The sequence below is a fragment of the Calditrichota bacterium genome (genome assembly GCA_013112635.1).
Taxonomy (GTDB): domain Bacteria; phylum Calditrichota; class Calditrichia; order Calditrichales; family J004; genus JABFGF01.
Genome location: JABFGF010000001.1, coordinates 988,799 through 1,010,855, shown reverse-complemented (window position 1 = coordinate 1,010,855; position 22,057 = coordinate 988,799). Strand labels below are relative to the sequence as shown.

The 22,057-nt window shown below is 33.8% G+C and carries 28 protein-coding genes; 5 read left to right on the top strand and 23 right to left on the bottom strand.

Annotated features, from left to right (window positions below):
• Positions 1-4 precede the first annotated feature (4 nt).
• A complete protein-coding gene (locus tag HND50_04175; protein ID NOG44400.1) occupies positions 5-811 on the top strand; it encodes a hypothetical protein in 807 nt (268 codons plus the stop codon).
• A 123-nt stretch (positions 812-934) separates the two neighbouring features.
• Here the strand turns inward: HND50_04175 and HND50_04170 are convergent, their stop codons facing one another.
• From HND50_04170 to HND50_04125, 10 genes are read right to left on the bottom strand one after another with little or no spacing between them, the layout of a single operon-like run.
• Entirely contained in the window at positions 935-1,621 is a 687-nt protein-coding gene (locus HND50_04170; protein NOG44399.1) for a YIP1 family protein, read from the bottom strand.
• Between the two features lie 24 nt (positions 1,622-1,645).
• Positions 1,646-1,942, bottom strand: coding sequence for a hypothetical protein (locus HND50_04165; protein NOG44398.1), 297 nt, complete (start codon positions 1,940-1,942; stop codon positions 1,646-1,648).
• An 18-nt stretch (positions 1,943-1,960) separates the two neighbouring features.
• Entirely contained in the window at positions 1,961-2,638 is a 678-nt protein-coding gene (locus HND50_04160) for a hypothetical protein (GenBank protein NOG44397.1), read from the bottom strand.
• Positions 2,639-2,645: 7 nt separating this feature from the next.
• Entirely contained in the window at positions 2,646-3,332 is a 687-nt protein-coding gene (locus HND50_04155; GenBank protein ID NOG44396.1) for a hypothetical protein, read from the bottom strand.
• A gap of 5 nt (positions 3,333-3,337) precedes the next feature.
• On the bottom strand, positions 3,338-3,961 hold the full coding sequence (locus HND50_04150; GenBank protein ID NOG44395.1) for a hypothetical protein: 624 nt from the start codon (positions 3,959-3,961) through the stop codon (positions 3,338-3,340).
• 16 nt (positions 3,962-3,977) lie between these two features.
• Positions 3,978-4,649 (bottom strand): hypothetical protein, encoded by a 672-nt coding sequence (locus HND50_04145; protein NOG44394.1) that lies wholly within the window; start codon positions 4,647-4,649, stop codon positions 3,978-3,980.
• Positions 4,650-4,658: 9 nt separating this feature from the next.
• Positions 4,659-5,348 carry a hypothetical protein gene (locus HND50_04140; GenBank protein ID NOG44393.1) on the bottom strand — a complete coding sequence of 230 codons (690 nt, stop codon included), beginning with the start codon at positions 5,346-5,348 and terminating at the stop codon, positions 4,659-4,661.
• Entirely contained in the window at positions 5,326-6,213 is an 888-nt protein-coding gene (locus HND50_04135) for an ABC transporter ATP-binding protein (GenBank protein ID NOG44392.1), read from the bottom strand. Before HND50_04135 ends, HND50_04140 begins: the two co-directional genes overlap by 23 nt.
• A 26-nt stretch (positions 6,214-6,239) precedes the next feature.
• Positions 6,240-6,431: a hypothetical protein gene (locus HND50_04130; GenBank protein NOG44391.1), complete on the bottom strand. Its 192-nt coding sequence runs from the start codon at positions 6,429-6,431 to the stop codon at positions 6,240-6,242.
• Positions 6,421-6,807: a GntR family transcriptional regulator gene (locus HND50_04125; protein ID NOG44390.1), complete on the bottom strand. Its 387-nt coding sequence runs from the start codon at positions 6,805-6,807 to the stop codon at positions 6,421-6,423. Before HND50_04125 ends, HND50_04130 begins: the two co-directional genes overlap by 11 nt.
• A gap of 180 nt (positions 6,808-6,987) precedes the next feature.
• Between HND50_04125 and HND50_04120 the strand changes: the two genes are divergently transcribed.
• Positions 6,988-7,128 carry a hypothetical protein gene (locus HND50_04120; GenBank protein NOG44389.1) on the top strand — a complete coding sequence of 47 codons (141 nt, stop codon included), beginning with the start codon at positions 6,988-6,990 and terminating at the stop codon, positions 7,126-7,128.
• Between the two features lie 742 nt (positions 7,129-7,870).
• On the opposite strand, the gene HND50_04115 is transcribed toward HND50_04120, so the two are convergent.
• From HND50_04115 to HND50_04085, 7 genes are all read right to left on the bottom strand, one after another.
• Positions 7,871-8,026: a type II toxin-antitoxin system RelE/ParE family toxin gene (locus tag HND50_04115; protein NOG44388.1), complete on the bottom strand. Its 156-nt coding sequence runs from the start codon at positions 8,024-8,026 to the stop codon at positions 7,871-7,873.
• The gene (locus HND50_04110; GenBank protein ID NOG44387.1) at positions 8,014-8,199 is read right to left on the bottom strand and encodes a hypothetical protein; all 186 of its coding nucleotides are present in this window, start codon (positions 8,197-8,199) and stop codon (positions 8,014-8,016) included. Before HND50_04110 ends, HND50_04115 begins: the two co-directional genes overlap by 13 nt.
• A gap of 222 nt (positions 8,200-8,421) precedes the next feature.
• Positions 8,422-8,814: a DNA-binding protein gene (locus HND50_04105; GenBank protein ID NOG44386.1), complete on the bottom strand. Its 393-nt coding sequence runs from the start codon at positions 8,812-8,814 to the stop codon at positions 8,422-8,424.
• A 218-nt stretch (positions 8,815-9,032) separates the two neighbouring features.
• The gene (locus HND50_04100; GenBank protein ID NOG44385.1) at positions 9,033-11,540 is read right to left on the bottom strand and encodes a T9SS type A sorting domain-containing protein; all 2,508 of its coding nucleotides are present in this window, start codon (positions 11,538-11,540) and stop codon (positions 9,033-9,035) included.
• 78 nt (positions 11,541-11,618) lie between these two features.
• Positions 11,619-12,614 (bottom strand): hypothetical protein, encoded by a 996-nt coding sequence (locus tag HND50_04095; GenBank protein ID NOG44384.1) that lies wholly within the window; start codon positions 12,612-12,614, stop codon positions 11,619-11,621.
• Positions 12,615-12,639: 25 nt separating this feature from the next.
• Positions 12,640-13,455, bottom strand: coding sequence for a hypothetical protein (locus HND50_04090; GenBank protein NOG44383.1), 816 nt, complete (start codon positions 13,453-13,455; stop codon positions 12,640-12,642).
• Between the two features lie 238 nt (positions 13,456-13,693).
• Positions 13,694-14,518 carry a hypothetical protein gene (locus HND50_04085; GenBank protein NOG44382.1) on the bottom strand — a complete coding sequence of 275 codons (825 nt, stop codon included), beginning with the start codon at positions 14,516-14,518 and terminating at the stop codon, positions 13,694-13,696.
• Between the two features lie 176 nt (positions 14,519-14,694).
• On the opposite strand from HND50_04085, the gene HND50_04080 reads away from it, so the two are divergent.
• Entirely contained in the window at positions 14,695-15,858 is a 1,164-nt protein-coding gene (locus HND50_04080; protein ID NOG44381.1) for a hypothetical protein, read from the top strand.
• A 118-nt stretch (positions 15,859-15,976) separates the two neighbouring features.
• Here HND50_04080 and HND50_04075 read toward each other — a convergent pair whose 3' ends face one another.
• The 6 genes from HND50_04075 to HND50_04050 all read right to left on the bottom strand — a co-directional run bounded on the left by HND50_04075 (position 15,977) and on the right by HND50_04050 (position 21,138).
• On the bottom strand, positions 15,977-16,582 hold the full coding sequence (locus HND50_04075; GenBank protein ID NOG44380.1) for a hypothetical protein: 606 nt from the start codon (positions 16,580-16,582) through the stop codon (positions 15,977-15,979).
• A gap of 191 nt (positions 16,583-16,773) precedes the next feature.
• Entirely contained in the window at positions 16,774-16,989 is a 216-nt protein-coding gene (locus tag HND50_04070; GenBank protein NOG44379.1) for a hypothetical protein, read from the bottom strand.
• A gap of 276 nt (positions 16,990-17,265) precedes the next feature.
• Positions 17,266-17,982: a hypothetical protein gene (locus HND50_04065; GenBank protein ID NOG44378.1), complete on the bottom strand. Its 717-nt coding sequence runs from the start codon at positions 17,980-17,982 to the stop codon at positions 17,266-17,268.
• A 134-nt stretch (positions 17,983-18,116) separates the two neighbouring features.
• Positions 18,117-18,815 (bottom strand): hypothetical protein, encoded by a 699-nt coding sequence (locus HND50_04060; GenBank protein NOG44377.1) that lies wholly within the window; start codon positions 18,813-18,815, stop codon positions 18,117-18,119.
• A 694-nt stretch (positions 18,816-19,509) separates the two neighbouring features.
• Positions 19,510-19,689, bottom strand: coding sequence for a hypothetical protein (locus tag HND50_04055; protein ID NOG44376.1), 180 nt, complete (start codon positions 19,687-19,689; stop codon positions 19,510-19,512).
• A gap of 99 nt (positions 19,690-19,788) precedes the next feature.
• Positions 19,789-21,138: a YihY family inner membrane protein gene (locus tag HND50_04050; GenBank protein NOG44375.1), complete on the bottom strand. Its 1,350-nt coding sequence runs from the start codon at positions 21,136-21,138 to the stop codon at positions 19,789-19,791.
• 155 nt (positions 21,139-21,293) lie between these two features.
• Here HND50_04050 and HND50_04045 point away from each other — a divergent pair, with 155 nt between their 5' ends.
• Positions 21,294-21,521, top strand: coding sequence for a hypothetical protein (locus HND50_04045; GenBank protein ID NOG44374.1), 228 nt, complete (start codon positions 21,294-21,296; stop codon positions 21,519-21,521).
• Positions 21,518-21,925 carry a PIN domain-containing protein gene (locus HND50_04040; GenBank protein NOG44373.1) on the top strand — a complete coding sequence of 136 codons (408 nt, stop codon included), beginning with the start codon at positions 21,518-21,520 and terminating at the stop codon, positions 21,923-21,925. Before HND50_04045 ends, HND50_04040 begins: the two co-directional genes overlap by 4 nt.
• The last annotated feature ends 132 nt before the right edge of the window (positions 21,926-22,057 follow it).

Genomic DNA, 22,057 nt, shown 5'->3' with positions numbered 1-22,057 from the left:
TTAAATGAAGATTACTAAATATTTTATTTTTTCTTTGGCACTTGTGCTGTTAACATCTGTTTATCAGCGAATGACCGGGCCTACTTATGCAAAAAAAGTAACAACAACAATCGCAGATAAAAGTTACGATTTTAAACTGACACGCAGCCATGAAATAGGTGAACCTTTTCTTGTTGAATTTGAAATCCCCGATACTTCAGTAAGCGCGGAAGTTGTCTTTCGCAGATTTCCAACAAATGATGAGTATCAGAAAAAAGAACTAACACGTAATGGCAATCTCTTGCAGGCAGAACTACCGACTCAACCGGCAGCAGGAAAATTGCAATATTATTTAGAATTTTATGAGGGTGAAAACTACGTTCCCTTACAGAAAGAAGAACCTGTAATAATTAGATTTAAAGGTGCTGTTCCTTCAGTTGTGCTAATCATTCATATAGTTTTTATGTTTGCCGGGATGTGGTTTTCCAACTTAACCGGATTACTGGCAATCGTAAAAAATAATAAGCAAAAATTTTATGGTATTTTGACGCTTGCGTTCTTAATAATTGGCGGAATGATTATGGGGCCAATTGTACAAAAATTTGCCTTTAATGAATATTGGGCCGGAATTCCTTTTGGTTGGGACCTTACCGATAACAAAACTTTGATAGCCGTTGTTGCCTGGGTTATTGCAGTTATTGGAAACTGGAAAAAAGAGAGGCGATTTTTATTTATTGCTGCCGCACTTATAACTATAGCAATCTTTATTATTCCACACAGTATGATGGGATCAGAGTTTGATTATGTAAAAGGAGAGGTTACCACAGGATAGGTCAAAAGAATATAAACGGCAGGATTTTTTATCCAGCCAAAAACACAATGTTTTTGACCTGGTTTATAATGGGATTCTTAAAAGCGGCTGCCTTTCGTAATAAGAAAGACAGCCGTTTAAAAATTACATCAAGCCCATATTGCTAAGAAAACTGCCAAAAGTAACACTAATTAAAACCCACAATCCCCATATAATAGCCACAGGAATTATACCTTTTTTAAGATCAACTTTACCCATTACACTTAATCCAAGGGCCCATAAAAACATTTGCCACAAAATAAATGGATCAATCTTACTAAGGAAAAAATATAAGACTGATTTTGGCTCACCAATGGGCGGGGTTTCCACTAAAGCCGATAAATCTAAAGCAACTCCATGCGGTGTACCTTTTGAATAAATTAAAAACGTTATTAAAATCAGGCTGATTAGTGTAACCAGCGAACTCCATGCAACAATGGAGAAAGACTTTTTAAAGTCTATCCCTTCAGATATTGTTATTTTTGAAAAAAGCCACAAAACCAGGGCTAAAATAATCCAAATAATCGGTGCTAAGATTGGTGTAACAATTATCCCAATATACTTCATTCCTCCGGACATTTGTTCTTTTACAATCTCGAATTGTTCATCAGTCATATCTGGGCGTGCTTCTGTTGTTTTTAACTGATATTCTAAACTTATATCGACCAAGATATATTGAGATCCAACGGCAAATACTATTACAATTAGCAGTGGAACAAGCCAGGTTGGTTTCTCATTTAGGCTCTCAAACGCTTTGGCAGGCGTCGTAAAAATATTAATTAGGTTGTCCATATGGCCTCCTTTAATGATGATAAATTAATTAACAAGAAAAAAAGTTAGTATACCAATCAGCAAAATAATTACACCAACTAAAATCATAATATTCATTTTCTTCTTTTCATTTTCACTTACATCAAAAATTGCTATTTCATTAATAAATTCTTCTAAAGACATATAATTGCCATCCGGTTTTTTTACACGGATTTCATGATTTGTGGAAAGCTGTTTGATTTTTTCTCCAACTTCCTTTTGACCGGATTTTTTTCCGATGGCAATTCCTGCTCCAATCCCAATACTCATTCCAATTGGAATGCCTGCTGCTAAATCGCTCATTATGGCTTCCTTTCAAAATTATTCTTTAAATGCTTTCTTATAATTGTAACTGATTGTGGTAAACAAAGATATAACACCCGCTAAAATTAAAGTGATATATACGCTTTCCTGGTAAAAAAAAGGGTTATGGTTTTCAATCCATTGAAAAAAAGATCCTATCCCAAATGGAGCTGCTCCTTCGGTTGTTGTTTTAATAAATACATAAACTGTAATCAGGTTTAAGCTAATTCCTGCTATTGTAAGGCTAACTATAAGCTTTTGCTGGGTAATCCCTTTTTTTCTAAAAAAGTTAAGAAGTGTATCACGTAAAATAAAGTAAAAAGAGAATCCAAGCAGACTTATAGCTATGGGCATTAATATTGAGAATGTGAAATCGGGTCTTATTTGAATACTTATAATATAGATAAAACTAAAAATTAAAGTAACTGCTATCGTATAAATAAAAACTATTAGCAATCGCGACCAGCCAATTTTTTGGCGAGAAATGGGTAAACAATTAATTAAATAATCTCTTTTATCTTTATGCCGGAGTGAAATCCAGTTTTGAACCAGCATAAATGTAAGCCAAATTGCCCAAAAACTACTGACGCCATTATAACGATAATTCAGGAAAATTATAAAGGGCAGAGCAAGAGATAAAATTAATATAATTTTACTATTTTGATATTGTATTTCAGATTTTATTATGGACCACATATATAACCTATTCTAAATAAAATTTTCGTTTTTGGTATAACAACAAGCCTAAGAGTGATAGCAGAATTGAAATACTGACAAATGTTAACGTTCCAAATGGGGTTGGGCTTAGCTGATGAATATGCCCGGAAAAAATCTCGAGTTCCGGTATGGAAAAGTATCTTGAAAAAGCACGGGTTCCAATGAATAAAAAATAAACTGTAAAGAAAAGCAGTAGATAAGCAAATGTTATAAGCCATTTTGCATATTTCCCGGTAAAAATGGAAGTAAGATCTTTATGAAAAAATGGTGCCTGATTAAAAATGAATATAAGGCTGCTAAGAGACAAGAAATACCAAAATAAATATAAACGTATTTCACCGGCATGAAAAATTAAGAGTATTATTACAAAACTGCTAAACATAATTCCCCAAAAACCATTAATGAACAGCAATCGGGCTAAACCCAATTTCCAACGGCTTAATGGTAATAGCGAAAAAAACCTTTCATTCTTTTCTTTTGCTGATTTTACCGAACGTATTGAGATAATAAGAATTGAAACACCAATCATTACCGATGAAACGCCAGGTATTTCTTTTTCTGCGCTTTCCCACCCAAAGCCAAGAATCACAATGAATAGTATTGAAACAAGAGCAAGTGTGAAATTTATAATCAACTTATAGTATTCATATTCAGATTTTAAGAATTTCCACATTTAATTTACTCCAGGTATAAAGAACGTGATTCGAAAATGCTCATTGTTTTATAAAGCAATATGAGAGAAGTTGCGACCAATAATCCGGTTACTATATAGCCGGCAATGAGATTGCCATTAAACACATTTACACAAATGGCTGAGATCATAATAATCATGACCACAGCTAAAATTGATATCAGGATATTGAGAATTAATTTTTCATCTTGTTTAAAGTCTGATAATATGTCGTTCATTATAAATACTATACTTGCGCCAATAAGCGATAACCCAAACAGGAACAGTAATTCAGCATAACTTTTTTCCCAGGTTTGCACATCTACTGGGATTGAAATTGTGAGAGATAGAAATATGTAAAGTATTGTTAATGGAATTAGGATAACTAAGATGCGCATTTTTGCAACGTCAGATTTGGGTAAAGGTAGAAGGGCTAATTTCCTGACGCGTTTTTCAATTTTCCAGGGACCATAAAAGGACATAAGAAGAATAAAAAACAAAATGGCAATTATTGCATTTGTTCGTTCCTGGCCAACAAATATTAAATAATAAGCAATTAATCCGCCAACCGGGCCAATGGCCACTTTTAAATACCTGAAATATAAAAATTCTGATTTTAATAAATTTATCATATTAAATTCTCTCAAATTACTCAAAATAAGCCTGGCGCTTTGGATAGCTGACAAGCGTTAATAGGGCTAAAAGGATAGATGTAATAATAAAGTTTAAGGCTCCGTATTGGCCGCTAAACGGATTGAATTGTATAAGTGTGTCAATTATCGAACCTATCATTCCTACAGAATCACTTTGTCTTGATTGAATTAACATGTATATCCCCAGCATATTAATTGCCACCATTGCAATAACCAAAGCAGTAATTATTCTTTGGGCAGTAAGCCCAATTCGGCGGAATGAATAGAGAAACAGATCACGCATAATAAAGTAAATTGAAAACCCGAAAATAATAATTGCAAAAAGGATTAACGATGGGATTTTATAAGAAAGCGTTTGTACCGAAAAAAGACGATTGAGTAATTCATATTCTGACAAAATAATTATTCCATAAGTAAATAGTATTATCAGGCGGGCAATACCGATTTTTACAACTGAAAGAGGGAGCAAATAAAACCTGAACTCGCGGCGTTCTTTAGTACGCATTGCTCCCCAGTTTTGGATTAGAATAAACATTACGGCCAAAACCGGCATATTCCCAATGTCATCAAAAGCAGATCCTAAATAAATTATAATTGGGACAAGCCCCATTAAAACAAACAATAACGTTTTGAGATAACTAATTTCTGATTTTATTAGAGACCACATTTTTTAACCTTAGTCAAGATAAGTTTTACGTTTTTGAAAAATGACCATACTTAAATAGAGCAGGGCCGATCCTGCTGATAAAATAAGCAAAGGGCCAACTCCAGCCGATGTCATAATATGGGCTATTCTTCTAAATTGAACAAAGCCATTAAGTGCTTCTGTTGAGTCTGAAACAATGAAAAACAGCATTAAAAAAATATATCCCAATACAATTATTAGCCCATATATAGAGCCGATTATCAGTTTTTGATTCTTTCCTTGAAAAGTAATATTTAAATCCCGGTGAAGCAGTGGGATAGAAATTGCTGCGAACACTATGCCGCTTAGTGAGATTAAATCCCAAAAAAGAAAACCGATCAAATAATTAAATGAAAATATTAAATTGTTAATCCAAAAAAGAGAAAAAAGTATTATCCAGAAAACAGTCAAAAACATAATCCGTAAAAGTGAAATACGATTTAAACTGATTGGCAAAATCATATAAAATCGGTCTGTTTTTTCCTGCTGGATTTTAATTTGGCGCATCAACAATAAACCAAACATTATAAGAACCATCGCAGCCCTTATTCCAGGATAGCTTTTTTCTATCACATCAGATCCCCAGCCAATAAAAGCAAAATCTACTATCAGGAATACAGCAAGGTAAAAGATGCTGCTTGATTTGTAATATTGAAACTCAGCTTTTAGGAGCTGTAGCATCTTTGGCCCCTTTTAATATTTCAACAGCTATTTCATCAATACTTAAACGGTTTTCGATTATGTTTTCTACACCCAGCTTTGCCAGGTGAGCCAGAGTTTCTTTATAATCACTGCTTATTACCTGGTGGTTTTTTCCCTCTGCCTGATGAGACTTTACTCCATTGATTTTTCCATTTGTATGTTCAAAACGAAAAGATATTTTGCGCCAATTTTCTGTTAAATCTTCTTTTGCTGTTCTTTGCATAATCTTGCCATCGTGTAAAAAGGCGAGTTCATCGGCGAGGCGGCTTATATCTGTTAGTATGTGTGTGGAATAAAAAATGGATCGTTCGCCATCTTCTAAAACTTCAAATAATGTATCCAGAACTTCGGTGCGAACAACAGGATCAAGACCAGCTGTAGGCTCATCTAAAAGCAGTAGTTTGGGTTGATGGGCCAAAGCTGATACAAGGGATAATTTTACCCTGTTTCCACTGGAAAGCTCTTTTGCCTTTTTGTCCAATGGAAGTTCAAATCTTTTTACCAGATCCTCTACCAGTTTATCTGACCAGGCGGGATAAAACTGTTTTAAGAATTTTAGATTTTTGGCTGCACTCCAGTTTTCATAAAAGACATGCACATCGCCCACATAGCCGATATCAAATTTCCAGGCGGGTTTGTTGGGGTTGTTTGGACGGCCAAATATTTTTATATCACCACTTTCGTGTTTAACAAGCCCAACCATGCAATGCAAAGTGGTTGATTTACCCGATCCATTAGGGCCTATATAACCCAGAACTGTACCGGGTTCAAGATCAAGGTTTAACGGGCCTAATTCAAAATCGGGATAGTTTTTTTGAAGATTTGATATTTCAAAAGCTTTCATTTTATTGTCCTTTCAAGTTTATCATTTTAATTTTGTTGATCCCTTAAGGATTTCATGGTCATAATCCATAAATACCAACCATATATGAATCCAGCACCAAGAGTAAGGTAACCCATTTTATTTATGCTTGTGTTGTCAATTAAAAGCATTGTCATCCCCAGGGCAGCTAAACAAAAGATGAATAAAATATGAATTGCACATTGTTTATTATTTTTCATTTTTTATACCCTCTAGTATTTTTAATATAGTAGTTTTAATTTCACTTTTTTCAAGACCTTCATTCAGAGCTGCTTCCAAAGGCCGTTGCAGATTCTCTTCCAAATGTTTAAAGGCCATATTTTTCTTTTTGTTGTTAGCCAGGTTTGTCACAAAATATCCTTTCCCCCGTCTTGAATGGATTAAGTTTTGCTGAATCAGGTTTTCATAAGCCCTTTGCACGGTAATAACACTAATTTTATGTTCTCGTGCCAACTGGCGTATTGAAGGGAGTCCGTCTCCTGTCATAAGTTCTCCGGCTAAAATCATTGCCCTAATTTGACTTATTATTTGGCTTTGCAGAGATTCGTTTGATAAATCGCTTAAGTTCAAAATCATAAAATAATAGATTTTCTTTGTTGTTTATACTGTCTATACGCAATATATACAGATGAGTTGCAGTTTGTCAATAATTTTTTTATTAATTCTAAACAACCATCAGGAGAATAACAGAGGAATTACTGATTAAAAAAAGGCGTTTACAGTGCGCAAGTTACTTGCTAAGGTAAAAATATTGCTATGAATATTACTTTTCATTTTGTAAATAAAACAGATATTCCTTTATTGGAAAAGTGGTTTAATAAGCCGCATATAAAAAAATGGTTTGGTGAGACGGAAGAATGGTTAACCGAAATTGAAAAGCTTAGTGCAAATTTGTGAAATTGGTGGACCAAATCTATAAAAACCTATTATAAACCATAATCTCAGATTACACGGATTGACACGAAAAAAGGGAAGGGTTTAAAAAAGCTCAGTGCAAATTAGTGAAATCCGTGGAAAAATCTTTAGCAACTTATTAAAAAAAGGAAAGCCACAGATTCACAGATTAACACAAAAAAGAGAAATATTTAAAAAGCTTAGTGCAAATCTGTGAAATTCGTGGAAAAATTCTTTTAGCAACTTATTAAAAAAGGGAAGGCCACAGATTACAGATTGACACAAAAAAAGGAAAAGGTTTTAAAAAGCTTAGTGCAAATAAGCGAAATTCGTGGACTAAATCTATAAAGACCTATTAAAAAACGTAATCCACAGATTACACGGATTGACACGAAAAAAGGGAAAGGTTTTTAAAAAGTTAGTGCAAATCTGTGAAATCCGTGGACCAAATCTATAAAGACCTATTAAAAAACATAATCCACAGATTACACAAATTAACACGAAAAAGAGAAATATTTTATAAAGCTTAGTGCAAATTAGTGATATCTGTGTACAAAATTTTAAAAACCTATTGAAAAACAAAGCCACAGATTACACGGATTGACACGAAATAAAGAAAGGTTTTAAAGAGCTTAGTGCAAATTAGTGAAATTGGTGGATAGAATCTTTGAAGACAGGGAGTTAGGAAGAGCACACTTGAGTTAAGAGTCAGCCGGAGCCGCTCACATGAATATATAAGGTTTATTTAATGGCCTACTTTGGGAAACTCTCGTAGAACCTGGGCTTTATTATAAATGCCATTTACAACTTTGTGAGCTGCATTTGGATTTTCCTGAGAAATATAATTATAAATTTCGTTAAGCCAATTTACAGCTTCATTTGTCCATCTTATTTTTGCCATGAATTAATTTTGTTTTTCATTTCTTCATTTGAGATAGTGTTCCCATTTCTTGCACCGTCCATGCCGCGATTTACCATTAACTCAAAAGCAAGTTCTTTCATGATCTCTTCATAGGAAGCATCATCTGGTTGTGACTGAATAATTTTGGACATCTTTTCTTTTGTGTTTGGCATACTTTTTTCACTCGATTTTCATTGATTGATATTTACAGGCAAGATATAAAAAAAAGATTGAATACAAAAATTATTTGAATAATATAACGGCCTGTGCTAATAACGCGATGGATCTACAGGTTTAAGCAAGTTCTTCCGGGGATAATATTTAACAACTTTCATTTTTAACAAAAAAAAATACCCTGTAAAACAGGGCATTTTAAGGGGAAGTAACCATGGCTTTTAATTGCTGCTAATTTTCATTACCGGGGTTTCAGTAAGTATGTTAGACATTCCGGAACGTGTTTTTACATTTACTTTTTTTGATGTGATTTGTGAAACGGCATTAAATGTGTCTGCCGTATCTGCCGAAGCGCTTTTTAACGACGGGTAAAATGTACACAGTTCACCCAGGTCTACCGCATGGCCTTCCTGCAAATAACCTACAATTTCATCGGTTAAAGCTAATAAAACAGCATGTACATCTGTTTTGCTGGCCAATGTGGATTTAGCAATGCGTGTAGCCAAATCGTTTAAACTTTTCTTTTCACCAATAACGGCTTGTGCGTAATAGCGTGGTGGATCTGCCGGTTTAAGCGGGTTCTTCCGTGGAACCACTTTATACTTTATGGACATACGTATCCTCCTATAGTTGGTTAATATCTGTTTTAGAGAAATATTGCAGGCGTTAACGCATTTAACAATAACGGTTAGCTGTAGTATATAGATAAATAGTTATTTATTTGTGGACAGAAACTGTTCAGTAAGTACTGTAGAAATTATAAATCGAAATTTTTTACTTAAAGTAGTTATTACTATAAACTAAATTTATTCTTCAAAAAATAAAGAGGCTTTTATTTAACCAGCAACATTTTTTTGGTAGCAGTAAAATTTCCTGCCTGGATACGGTAGTAGTAAACGCCTGTACTTAAATTTGAACCATCAAATGAAACTGAATGCAAACCTGATTGTTTTTTTTCTTCAAGTAAAGTAGCAACTTTTTTGCCCAAAAGGTTATATACTTCCAAATTTACAAATGATGCCTTTTTTAAACCAAAGGATATCTCCGTAGAAGGATTAAAAGGGTTGGGGTAGTTTTGAGCCAGAAAGTAAGATGCTGGGTATTTATTTTTAGATTCAATCCCTGTAGCTATTTCAAATTCCGCAAAAATGGAGTGATCTTTATTAACATTGACAAACTTATACTCATTTAAAGGACCGATAGAATCATCATCAACCCATACATTTTTAATAACTGACCCAGTGTCGGGGATAATCTTAAATTTAATTGAATCGCCATGACTAATTTTGACGGTGTCATACGGACTAATAAAACCATAACCCGAACTACTGCTAATAATGTCATAGAAATAATTGTAATTATCTGATGTTAATGTATCATCAATAGAACCGTTTCCATCGAAATCAATATTTAATATTGTGCTTTCATTTATTGAATCAAGAACCATTGTAGTTCTTGTCTTGCTATTAAATTGCAATGAATCAAACCCTATTGATTTGGAGTTTTTATCTCTTATGTCGTTTACACCAATATTAATATTTCCTTCAAAGTTATTTGAATTCATTTCAAAATTATATACCTGATCATATGATGACCGTGGCAGATTAATTAGATATCTCTCGTTATAATTACCAAGCGTATCCACAAATGTAATCACTTCACTCTCGGGTATTTCAGTAACAACTGTTGTATCATTTATAATACCAGTTACTCTGCCTAAATTATCCAAAATTGAAAATAGTATTCTTTTTTCATTGTCCTTTTTTAATGCATTATTATTAGTTAATGGAATTGTTGGTGAACTGAATATAGAAATGTTGTACTTTTCAATTGATTCAAATGAAACATCATCTATAGCCACCTTTACATAATCTTCTGATTCACCATCAAGTTCAAATACCAATTTTCGAGTCTTACCAATACTACTATTTAAAGGAATACTCATTGTTGTAAAATTGTCTTCATAATTAAGGGAGTATATTTTTGATTCAAATGTGTTATTTGATTCATCTTTTAATTCTACTTGAAGTTTATAAGCAGGGTTTGGTTTTATGATTTTTAATTTAAAAAATATTTTACTTTGGTTCTCTGGTATATAAAAAAAGTTATGAACTATTCTTTTATTATTATTGTCAAGAATTAAATGATAGTCAGAACTAAAAATATCTGAACTCACGTATCCTTCTGAACTTTCTTCACCTAAATGATAACGCCATCCGGGGATATATTTTTGTTGATCCCATAATAAAGAATTGATTACAAGGACTAAGCCAGCAAACTGAGGTAAAATAATATAATTATCTCGGCCATATTTCGTTGATTTTTCAAACGAACCATTAAAAATATCCCAGGGATTTAAAGTTTTGTCATCATACCAAGAATACTCTGTGTCAGATATTATTTCATTTGCATTATTAATACTTTTGGAAAAATTGTAGCCCAAGTTGTCACGTTCTGAGTTTGGATACCAAATTTCTGGAATATTTATTTGTTCATTATTACCCGTTCCGTCAGTAGTATCATTTTTATTTATTGTACCATGATACCAGGCATGTATACCACCATGATTCATATTTTCATATCCTTCACTATGAGATAAATTCTTATTAAACATATTTCCAGGAATTGAAGGTAATCCATTTAGATCTATATCAATTCCAGTGTTTTGATGGAAATAATTATCAGAGAACCTGATATTTTTCCAAACTATTACCCCATCTTGCGAAATATTCATTTCATTTACATGTTTATCATGTGCGGTTAATGGATCACCTATATAATCAAAAAAATCATTGTCCCACGGATGCGCGTCCAGCATTGTAAATTGAATATTAGGATCAATATGTAAGTTATTAGTTTCAGGTAGTTCCGAATACATATGAAGTCTTTGAATCACTTCACTTGATACAATTGATCCCCTGCTATGTCCTATAAAATGCAAATTATCCAATGACCATAAATTGTTTTGTGATCCTTCAAAAAGTTTACTAACTATCACATCTGAAGCCGCTTCAGAAAAGCCATGAATATCTTTATTTGACGCTTCTATCCAATTCATAAGAACAATTTTTTCTTTTTCAGTGCCCAATCTTTTTTCTCCAACAACCTGTCCATTCCTAATACGGTATATTACGGCTCCACCTAACCTGTTGGCTATTGCATCAGCCATAGTCAGAACCCATTTTTGTTCTTCAAGTAAATCCGTTCCAAAACCGCCTGTTAATTCCAAGCCATGTATTATTACAATAGTTGTTGGTGTTTTAGAGTTCAAAGTGCCAACATCCGAAACACCTTCACCTGTATCAGCAAAAAGAGAAGTTGAGAAAAATAAAGAGATCATTATAGTATGCATATATTTTATAAGGGACACCATAAAAGAATTTTCCTCCTATATCTTTAAATTGAATTGAATACAAGATCAATCTTTAACACAACGAATACTGAAACCAAAGTACTTATGGAGCCAATTACGCCTGATGTCTGAACGAAAGTAAAGAAGGCTGCGATACCAAGCGTTGCTACTGTCACTGGCAATAGAAGACCACCAATAACCGATTTTACCTATGTGAAAGAAGGGTCTATAAGCACCTGGAAGTGCAGTAAATTCGCTCTCGTTTGTAGCGCCGGTATTAGGACTGAACCAATGGCTGGTACCCGTTTCTTTTAGTTTACCGCCTACACTTGCTCCTCGCCAATCTATTTCATTTGCTTCACTTTTGCTCATACCCAGATGTATTTCCAACTTCTTCCACTCTTCATCGGTCGGTATATGCCAGCCTTCCGGGGCTATGTTGCGGCTGTCATCCACGGCATACCAGTTGTACAGCAAGCCGTATGTTTCAATATTGCCATTATCATTGTTATAGGCACAATTTGCACCTGTTGTAAGGTTTGTCCATTCTGTATTATCGGTTACATTGGGTATAGCATCACCGTTTCGGTAATGGGTGACTTTCAAGTTCTCTGCCATCCACCACTGATCACCTATTTTTACTGTTTTATATACATTACCGTCAATGTCGGTTACAGTTTCTGTTTTTGGTCCTTCAAAATTATCAACTGCAATGATTTTTATTTGTATCTGGTCACTGTATGTTTGCGGGTGCTCGTCGCCAAAATCCCAGACAATGTGTTTGCCAGTACCAGATGGTATATTTTCTCCAATATCCCCGCTTATCTGTTCAGCGATAAAATTGAAAGTAGATCCGGCGTCATCTGAAACCTGCATGGTTACGGTCATCTCATCTCCATCAGCATCGTTTAGATCGAAATAAACATCAACCATAAAACTGCCATCGGTGCGCTGGGTAAAAGTAACGTTGGTTACTTCTGGCGCTGTATTTTGGGCAAATAAATTGATGGATAGGCTAAAAAGGTAAATTGATATTTGAAATAGTCTCACTAATGTTTCCATATATTTTAAAACAAATGTGAATTAACTAATCCCTGACACAACGAACACTAAAGCCGCTTCGCACATCGTTGCCGCCGCGGTGGACGTCTGAATGATTGTAATGCAGATCGCGGCTCCAGACATAGTAACTATAGAACTCTGTACTAGACCACCAGAGCCCGTCGTTACTTAGGAAGCTGAATGAACCACTGCTGTAGTTGCGGTAACCGCCCGGAAGGGCTGAAAAGCCACTTAAGTTGGTGCTGTTACCATTATTGTACCAGCCACTCTCTGATTTTAACTTACTACCTTCATCCGTACCACGCCAAAATGTATCATCCGCCTCACTTTGGCTCATGCCCAGATGCATTTCCAATTCTTTCCATTCTTCATCGGTAGGTATATGCCAGCCTGCGGGCGCTATATTGCGGGCGTCGAGCACCGCATACCAGTTGTATAACAGGCCATAAATAGAAATATTGCTATCTGCATTCTCATAAGCGCAATAAGCACCTGTGCTTAAATTTGACCATTCGGAATTATCTGTAACATTTGGGATAGCTTCGCCATTGCTGTAGCGGGTTACTTTCAGGTTCTCGGCCATCCACCACTGATCACCTATTTTTACTGTTTTGTAAACATTTCCATCAATGTCGGTTACTGTTCCTGTTTCTGGTTCATCAAAGTTGTCATTTGCAATTATTTTGACTTGTATTTGATCATTATATATTTGCGGGTGTTCTGCACCAAAATCCCAAACAATATGTTTACCTATTCCGCTTAGGATATCTGCACCTATATCTTCGCTTGTACTATCGGCACTTAAGTTATAAGTTACTCCGGCATCATCAGAAGCTAGCATCGTAACAACCATGGTGTCGCAATCGGCATCGTTTAGATCGTAATAAACATCTACCATAAAACTACCATCATTACGTTGGCTAAAGCTTACATTGGTAACCTCTGGAGCAGTATTTTGTGCATTGAGTAAAGTAATACTTAGTATTGAAAATAAGATTAGACAACTGTAAATATACGTCTTCATAAAAATTTCACTTGATATCAGACTCCATTAAATATTGGGTTTTAGCATTAATTTGTTACAACTTTGAAAGATAATTTAACGCCATTTTTAACGATTCATCATTGGGCCAATATTTAAGACCTTTTTTTACAATCATAATTCCATTTTCTTTATCTTTAGTCATTCTATAAACATTACTTAATAATAGATAATAACTATATTTTGATGGATCTAAACTTATTGCTTTTTCCATATAAACACTTGCTATTCTAAACTCTTTCTTCAAAGATGCATTCATTTTCCGTTTGTACTTATATTCATCTAATGCCTGCTCATAAATAGTATAGCCATACTTCCAACATGATGCAGCATCATTACAACCAAAGTTAGTATTGTTATTTAAATGATTAATTTGAGATGAATTAGAAGTATCTTTGAACTTTATTTTACGAATATTTAATCTATTGTTTAATAAAAATTCGACAGTTTGCTTTTTAATTTCTCCAGTTAATTCATCCACTAATAATATTGTTATTGACTTTAATTCATATTTTGTTAGAGTCGAGATACTTGTTGATGTCTTAATATTTACAGTACCTCTTAATTTCTTTACATATCTACCACCAAGTACACGAGTTTCATATAATTGAAAAGTATTTACTTCAAATAGTTCAAGCTTATTATAAGGTACTTCTCTAATTGAATTATTGTAATGGACAGGTATTCCTTTTTTAGTAGCAGAATAATACTTATTTCCATCATTGATATAAATTGAAATATATTCAATATCTTGAAATTCTTGAGTTTTACCATTTTCAAATATTAAAGTACCCTGTATTTGAGAATAGACATTCAGTGTAAATGTGAATAAAAATAGTAAACCGAAATTAACTTTTTTCATATCATTTTCCCTTATTGTATCTAATATGTATTTTTAGCACAAAATTAAAAGTGTTAGTTAATTTAAACTGGCTTGAATAAAGTCGTCTTTACTAAGGGTTACACTTTGTTATTTTTAATCATTTTTTAATGACAAACAAGTGCAAAAAAGTGCAAAAACGTGTATTTTAAACCGTCATGAAAAAAAACACGATTAGAATAAAACAACCCGCATTCAGTAATTGGCTTAAAACAAAGCGCCGGGAATTAAACTTATCTAACGCAGACCTCATAAGGTTAGCACACGGCAAATTAAGCGCAAGAACGATAAAAACACTTGAGGGCGGAAAGATAACTCAGTTTCGTGAAAGTACTTTTATTGAGTTGGCCAAAGTATTAGAAACTCCTTTTGAACAATTTTTGAAAGAAGTGGAAAGTATAAATAATAATAGATTTTCTAATAGTCATTTATCAATATCTTTTATAATTATTGTGCTATTTGTTTTTGGCTTCTTTCTTATAGAAAATTATGACAGCTACTGCGAGCCTTTTGAATTTGATATAAAAGAGCAGGGTTTCCATGTGCTTGATGTTGAGGGAAGTCTATTATTTAGCAGGCCATTTTATTTGAAGAAGAAATCTGCTTTGATAATTGATCTTAATAATGATGGGAAAAAAGAGATAGTCTTAGGAGTTCATGGGTATAAAACACTTAGACCGGCAGAATCCGGTAACACCATTGCATATTCATATAAAGGAGAGGAGCTTTGGCGGTTTTATCCATTTAAAGAAATATTTTACAATGATGGAGGTAACTCAAGTCGTTACCGCACATCAGAATTAACAGCAGGCGATTTTTTAAAACATAACAATAAACAGTTATTGCTTTCTTATCAGGAAATCGGCTGGTTTCCCAGTGGCTTAATAATGGTAAACCATAATGGGGAAGAACAAATGCGCTACCAACATCCCGGGCATATCCTTAAAACTGTTTATGAACCGAAAAATAACCTGATTGCCTTTTCTGCAGTGAATAATCATTTAAAAGAAAAAAAACTTTCTAATATTTACCCAAATACTTTTGCTCTTTTCAAAGCAGATAGTATTTCAGGCCAGGCACCGCCATACAATGGACCTGGTCCAAAACAGGGTTCTCAGTTATGGTATATGGAAGTTAAACCATTGGGTTCAAAAATTAAAAGTATTAATTTTACAGATTACCAGGCTGATGGTAAGATTGATATCGAAATTGGAGTAGATGAACAGATTTACTATATCTTTGATATCAAGGGAAAGCTACTTGCGAAATTACCATGGGACACATACAAAGGAAAAGCTCATACTTTTGTAACTCATAAATAAAACCCAAAAACGAATAACGGCTTGCGATAAGAGGCGTGAACGATTGATACGCTTGGGTTTGCCGATTCACCGTCAGCGTGAAGCATCCTACTTAATGCCCGTGGCATGTGGTTTATTGTTATATTTTTGTGATTGCTATTTTTAATAAATCTCTAAAATTTTCCAATTTTCCAATACTATTAAGTTCGTAATAATATTTTAGAAACCCTTCTCCCAATATTACAATACCAAGAGGACCCTTAGAATTGTTTTGATAATTAAATTTAAGGGTTGGATACCATGTGACAACATTATCGCTTTGTTGAATTATTTCTTGTTCAGGAGCAACCAAATACTCAATATTTATACCATTAAGTTGTGGAATGTTTTTAGACCAATTATTAATTGAATATTCCAGACTTTTTAATAATTCTTGGGCTTGTTTTTTCAATAGGGTTATTGACCGATCTAAACGAACGTTATTCATATCCCTTATAGAGCTATTTTGATTTCCTGGAGCAATTAGAATGTATTTAGTTTTATTATTGTCAGTTGCACAAATAATCCCAAATTTTAGATAATCACTTGATTTTTTCTCCTTGATAATTAATTCAAAATTTGTGAGAGTAGTTTTTGAATAATACGGTAATTCTGCTTCAGAATGATATAGTAAAGGTTTTACAACACAACTATTAAATAAAATAATAGCTGATATTAACACATATACTTGTAAATATTTAGTCATAATTCCTCCACAGTATAATAGACCACATAATAACGTTGAGTATTTAGGCGATTTGCGATAAGCTGATTTGCCACTTGTAAAACTCCCAAACCGAAATCATGCTACGTGTGGCAAATTAACTTTAATCCGTGTTAGCATTAACTTTGTTACTAACCACTGAAATTGTAGCCTAAGATGAGCTTTTCGTTGTTCTATTCTCGATTCTTACGAGAACGTCCAATGGCTGTCGGTAATTCTTCAGCAGCATCCTGTGCTAAATTCTTCAAAGAACCTTCTACTGGGTCCCCACCCCCAAGCAATCCAAAAGATAAGGCTTTAATTGCTTTTCTTGTCCCTCTTCGTATTGAACGGCCAACTATATCATCATAAGTTGTATAAGCCTTTTCATCATCTTCTTTTGCTCCCATAATATTTCCTCCTTATATGATGTTAGATTATTTATTACCAAAACTCATTCTTAATATTGGTTCTATTGGTCACAATTAAAACCGGACCTGGTTCTCTTCAATTTCATAATTAAAGAATGCATTTAAGCTCTTATTAAAGCAGACTTTCAAGAATTATTAGCTCTAACAAAAGCTGTTATATTCCCACCTACTACAGAGCATTTATTTAAAGACCTGAAATTATTAATAACTACTTTATCGATATCCATATTAAATCTTCTGAACAATCATAATTTGTTAGCTTTTCTTATCATATCTCTTGTCTTGTCCTGCTTCTGTACCAAAAACCTCTGTAGTAACTTCCTTTCCACGGATAGTAGAAATAATGATTGGTAAAACAATTACGAACATAATTATAAGATATATTAGATGAAAAATAACCAATAATTTCCCATAGATTCCCATTGGGCTTGAAACAGAACCAGCGATTGTTGTGAATGTCCCAAAAACTTGATAAAGCGCATCGATACGTGAAGATATTTCTGGGGTGAATAAAAATCCAAAAGTTAGATAAACAACACTAAAACAAAGCGTTATATCGATGAGGTTTATCAATAAAAGCAAAAACCATCTGACTGAATGGCGAACAAGGATGTAATGACCATTTTCATCTTTTCGTTTCCTTTGCATTTCAAAAATCAAAATAGAAAAGTGTCCATGGAGTAAATCAAATAATCGATAAATAGCAATACCAGCTGCCATATAAAGTAAATACGATAGACAATAGCAATTTGATAATAGGAATAAAAGGAAAAGTATAGTAGGATATGATATAACATATGTTTCGACAAAAGCAAATCTTATTAATTCATCATCTGGCCATTTTCCGTTTTTTCTTTTCCATTTCACAATGATATGATACACAGAGAGATGAGATAAAGTTCTTATAAAAGATTCTACAAATGGCACTAACCAACTATTTCCAACAATGTTATTTTTTTTATTAGACGTCATAATTACATTACCTTTTAGTATCCATGTCTGCAAAGCTAACGACTGAGGTTAAGGCGAGTTGTTTGAAACCCTCCAAACCGAAATCATGCTCCCACGAGCAAATTCGCCTTGAACCTTTTGTTATGGCACCACCTTTACTGCATGAGTGATGTTTTTAATACACTTTCTCTTATAATATTGTTGAAAGAAGTGATCCACATTTTTGATATATCATCTATAGGATCCTTAATAATGAATTTACCATAATCTATTAGTTTATTATCATTTATATCCCATAGTGAGAAGATACCTCCAGATATTAAGTAGGGAACCATAGAATTTGTTAGAATTGGTTGCATCCCGTAACCTTCTACATATGTTGAAAAAGAACTCCTCTCATTAATATCACTGACAATAATTGTTATTTCTTGAAAAATCAAAACGATGTTCATATTATCAGATATTTGTTTTATTCCTTTCATATCAGGAAAATAGATATCTATTTTTTTATTTTGCTCAATATTAAAAGCTTTATAATTATTGAAAGAAAAATTTTCAACAACTTTTATATCCACAGAATCAATCCCCGTTGAATTCCGTATTAATTCGGGTGTACAAGAACGGAATTTATCAAAATACCCTTTTGAAAGATTTTTATTTTTCAAGCTTCTAAGAATTATGTCATTATCTTTTACTTTAGGTGTACAGGTAAAAAGTACCAAAAGATTAATCCGGTCAGACAACTTCTTTTTTAAATGATCATTAATAGAATAGGATGGGACACAATTAATAAATAAAGTTGTTGAAACTATTAAAATCCAGCCGGTGGTTTTTAGTAATTTTTGATTATTCATTATTATTTTTTCTAAAGCCATAACATAGTATTAGTGTGTTTAATCCTCGTTTGGATATTGTATCTTTACACCAATCCAGGTAGAAATCAATTGTTTTATTCAAATTTCTCAAAAAAACATACCGCGTTTAACACGCGCTTTTATTTATTTCATTTAACGTCTAACTCAAAACTCTTAGAGTTTGTATCTAAAACTCATAGAGTTTGCTGGGGAAACTCTTAGTGTTTGCTCATGAAACTCTTACTGTTTGGAAAAGCGCTATCGTCTTTTGATGGTGTGGCTTTGGCAAGGTGTTAAAAAAAGAGTTATATACCTTGCACCAAAACCCCAACCAATCGGTTATAAATTATACTAAATAGGAACCGCAAAGGCAATGAAAAAACAGGCTTATTTTAGAGTGGCAGGTAGTTCCAGAAGGTGAGTGGAGTTCACAAACTGAAGGTATATTTAGGATAGATTTTTTTATTGCAGAGCTGATTTTACAGGAAAAAGTTTTGGAACAATGTTAATCAAATCATTTGTTGATTTAAGAATTACCAGGTAAACCCCATAAAAATAATTGCAGATCCAGATCCGGAGAATAAAAAATCTATTAGGATTTTGGAGAATAATGGGTTTGAATTTGAAGAAGAATCAGGGCTTTGGAAAAAGGGTTTTATTTAGCAGAATGATTAGATTGTGTCCGGTATGAAAATTAGAGAGCAAATTCTTCAAAAGAAACCTTTTGCCTCACGGCAGATTCCAATCGATCCAATTCAAGTTTTAAAGAATTGAGTTCATATTCTGAAATAGTTGACTCATCGAGGACAAGATAATTGTATTCATGCCTTTTAATCTCATTTCTGATTTTTTCAATCTGGTCTTGAATTTCCATTTTCCATCCATTAAAAAATTAGTTTATCATAAATAATAGACGGATATATCGACACTTAAATTAAATTGGCATCAAGATTGAGAGATATTTGACCGTTAGTTAGCCTGCTTTTTCCGGATTAATATCTTTTAGAAGCACATTGTGAGAATCTGTTTTTAACAAAGCATCAAATTTTTGTAGCCTTATAGCCAGCTCTGTCCGCAAATCCGAGCCTGAAAATTGAGTGTTATCACCACCCTGGTTTTCAAGGGCCAGCAAAACATCCTGGATTGTTAACTGGCTTATGTCACTCGCCGGCTGAAAAGCAAACCCCCGCTTGCCCTTAGTAACTTTAGAAAATATCCCGGCATCTTTCAAGTCAGTAATTATTTCGCGGGTTATGTTTTCCGGGATTTCCGACTCTTTTGATACTTGTTTGGTTGTTAGCGGTTTATCACCATTCTCAAAATTTTTTATTATCACATGGGCGATATTTAAAGCCAGCACTTTTTTATAAAAACCGCTTATCTTGCCGGACTCTTTTTCAAATATATACGCAGGTACATTTTGGAATGCATAACTTAGTTCTGCGCCAAACAAAACTATAAACCAACTAAGCTGAACCCAGATTAAGAAGAGTGGCAATGCTGCAAAACTGCCATATATAGCGCTGTATTTTGCTGCTCCAATCTGAAAACCAATGTACAGCACTTGCACAAACTGATAAAGTGTTCCCGCCACCACCGCACCATAAACTGCGGCTTTAAATTTAACCCTCGTGTTTGGGATAATCATGTAAGTAAGTGTAAAGAGCAACCAGATTAAAGTGTAGGGAATAAGCCTGAGCAGAAAAATTATTACAGGGTCCATTACATTTAAAACATCCACCTGCTGCGCCAGATCGGTTACCTGGGTGCGAATAAAAACAGCAACACTGCTGGATACAAGAAATATAATCGGGCCGATTATCATAATAGAAAGATAGTCCGAAAACTTGCGGATAAATGAGCGCCCGCGTTTTACCGACCAGATATTATTGAGAGACTCTTCAATGTTTCCTAAAACCCGGATTGCCGCCCAGATAAGTAAAACAATCCCGATGCCTGCGATGAGTCCGCTACGGCTTACCTGCAATAAGGAATCTGCAAAAGTGACAATCCATTCCACAACATCTTTATGTTCCGGCAGTTCTTCCAATAGTTTTTGTTTTAGTGTTTCCTGCATGCCAAAGCCTTTAGAAATACCAAAGGCCAAAGCTGCAACGGGTACTAATGAAAGCATGGAGTAATATGTCAATGCCGATGCATGAAGCGGGCATTTATCACTCATAAATCCGCGGATGGCTAAAACCAATATGCGAAGTTGTTTGAACAGGAAGCGCCTGAAGCGGCTCATTTCATCAATATTGGTGGTCCATAAATTGCGCTTAAAAAACTGGTAGATCAGTAGTGCAAGTTCGTTTAAATTCACTATTATTCTCATAAAATTCTTTAGACATTTGTAACTTAGCTAAAAGAGAGAAACTTTCAAAACGACATATAGGATTGCCAAAACTCTTTAAAAAAAAGTTGTGTTTTCGATGATTATGCGTATATTAAAATATGTATACGTATGGGAGTATAATAATGAAACAAAAAATTAACCTGACTATTAACGATCAACTTATTCACCGGACAAAAAAATTTACCCGCAAGCAGGGTATTTCAGTTTCACAATTCATTGAAAACCTGTTATATAAGGCCATCGACGAGAAGGAAGAATCTTTCACAGACAAATGGCAAGGTAAACTAAAGAGTGCTATCAAGGATGAGAATGATCCACGGTTCAAAAAGCTAAAAGAACGCTATTTATGAATACAATTCTTATTGATACGGATATTTTACTCGATGTGGGGCTGGGGCGAGAACCTTTTGTTGAAAGTTCATCGACTGTTTTAGAATACGCTGAAAATGGACAAGTTAAAGCATTTATTGCCTGGCATAGTATAGCAAATTTTTATTACATCACTGAGAAAGGTAATCCAAACAAAACTAATATTGGGTTTATTCAAGATTTATTACAGTTTGTAAAAATTTCACCTACAAAAACACAAGATGCATTGTTTGCAATTAGTTTAGGTTTGCCAGATTTTGAAGATGCCTTACAGGTTGCAGCAGCTAATGCAATAAATGCAAGCTATATTTTGACTCGAAATATTAAGCATTATAAAAAAAGTCCAATTCCGGCTATGACACCTGCTGAATTTATTCAAATATAAAACCGGGCTTTTTGAGAAATATGTCTAATGAAAAATAGAAATTTTCCATTTGCTTACAGGTAGCCCTTTTCTTAAATTCGCACCTTCCAGAAAGAACAATGAAGAAACTAAAAATTCAACGGAGCTGGTTAT

Bases quoted from the DNA above. Each gene is read 5' to 3' on its own strand.
- HND50_04065 (NOG44378.1), bottom strand. From the start codon at position 17,982: ATGACGTCTAATAAAAAAAATAACATTGTTGGAAATAGTTGGTTAGTG.
- HND50_04045 (NOG44374.1), top strand. From the start codon at position 21,294: ATGAAACAAAAAATTAACCTGACTATTAACGATCAACTTATTCACCGG.
- HND50_04125 (NOG44390.1), bottom strand. From the start codon at position 6,807: ATGATTTTGAACTTAAGCGATTTATCAAACGAATCTCTGCAAAGCCAA.
- HND50_04145 (NOG44394.1), bottom strand. From the start codon at position 4,649: ATGTGGTCTCTAATAAAATCAGAAATTAGTTATCTCAAAACGTTATTG.
- HND50_04095 (NOG44384.1), bottom strand. From the start codon at position 12,614: ATGGAAACATTAGTGAGACTATTTCAAATATCAATTTACCTTTTTAGC.
- HND50_04140 (NOG44393.1), bottom strand. From the start codon at position 5,348: ATGCTACAGCTCCTAAAAGCTGAGTTTCAATATTACAAATCAAGCAGC.
- HND50_04155 (NOG44396.1), bottom strand. From the start codon at position 3,332: ATGTGGAAATTCTTAAAATCTGAATATGAATACTATAAGTTGATTATA.
- HND50_04090 (NOG44383.1), bottom strand. From the start codon at position 13,455: ATGCTAGCTTCTGATGATGCCGGAGTAACTTATAACTTAAGTGCCGAT.
- HND50_04060 (NOG44377.1), bottom strand. From the start codon at position 18,815: ATGAATAATCAAAAATTACTAAAAACCACCGGCTGGATTTTAATAGTT.
- HND50_04100 (NOG44385.1), bottom strand. From the start codon at position 11,540: ATGATCTCTTTATTTTTCTCAACTTCTCTTTTTGCTGATACAGGTGAA.
- HND50_04040 (NOG44373.1), top strand. From the start codon at position 21,518: ATGAATACAATTCTTATTGATACGGATATTTTACTCGATGTGGGGCTG.
- HND50_04110 (NOG44387.1), bottom strand. From the start codon at position 8,199: ATGCCAAACACAAAAGAAAAGATGTCCAAAATTATTCAGTCACAACCA.
- HND50_04170 (NOG44399.1), bottom strand. From the start codon at position 1,621: ATGGACAACCTAATTAATATTTTTACGACGCCTGCCAAAGCGTTTGAG.
- HND50_04115 (NOG44388.1), bottom strand. From the start codon at position 8,026: ATGGCAAAAATAAGATGGACAAATGAAGCTGTAAATTGGCTTAACGAA.
- HND50_04055 (NOG44376.1), bottom strand. From the start codon at position 19,689: ATGGAAATTCAAGACCAGATTGAAAAAATCAGAAATGAGATTAAAAGG.
- HND50_04080 (NOG44381.1), top strand. From the start codon at position 14,695: ATGAAAAAAAACACGATTAGAATAAAACAACCCGCATTCAGTAATTGG.
- HND50_04165 (NOG44398.1), bottom strand. From the start codon at position 1,942: ATGAGCGATTTAGCAGCAGGCATTCCAATTGGAATGAGTATTGGGATT.
- HND50_04130 (NOG44391.1), bottom strand. From the start codon at position 6,431: ATGAAAAATAATAAACAATGTGCAATTCATATTTTATTCATCTTTTGT.
- HND50_04160 (NOG44397.1), bottom strand. From the start codon at position 2,638: ATGTGGTCCATAATAAAATCTGAAATACAATATCAAAATAGTAAAATT.
- HND50_04085 (NOG44382.1), bottom strand. From the start codon at position 14,518: ATGAAAAAAGTTAATTTCGGTTTACTATTTTTATTCACATTTACACTG.
- HND50_04120 (NOG44389.1), top strand. From the start codon at position 6,988: ATGAATATTACTTTTCATTTTGTAAATAAAACAGATATTCCTTTATTG.
- HND50_04105 (NOG44386.1), bottom strand. From the start codon at position 8,814: ATGTCCATAAAGTATAAAGTGGTTCCACGGAAGAACCCGCTTAAACCG.
- HND50_04135 (NOG44392.1), bottom strand. From the start codon at position 6,213: ATGAAAGCTTTTGAAATATCAAATCTTCAAAAAAACTATCCCGATTTT.
- HND50_04150 (NOG44395.1), bottom strand. From the start codon at position 3,961: ATGATAAATTTATTAAAATCAGAATTTTTATATTTCAGGTATTTAAAA.
- HND50_04175 (NOG44400.1), top strand. From the start codon at position 5: ATGAAGATTACTAAATATTTTATTTTTTCTTTGGCACTTGTGCTGTTA.
- HND50_04075 (NOG44380.1), bottom strand. From the start codon at position 16,582: ATGACTAAATATTTACAAGTATATGTGTTAATATCAGCTATTATTTTA.
- HND50_04070 (NOG44379.1), bottom strand. From the start codon at position 16,989: ATGGGAGCAAAAGAAGATGATGAAAAGGCTTATACAACTTATGATGAT.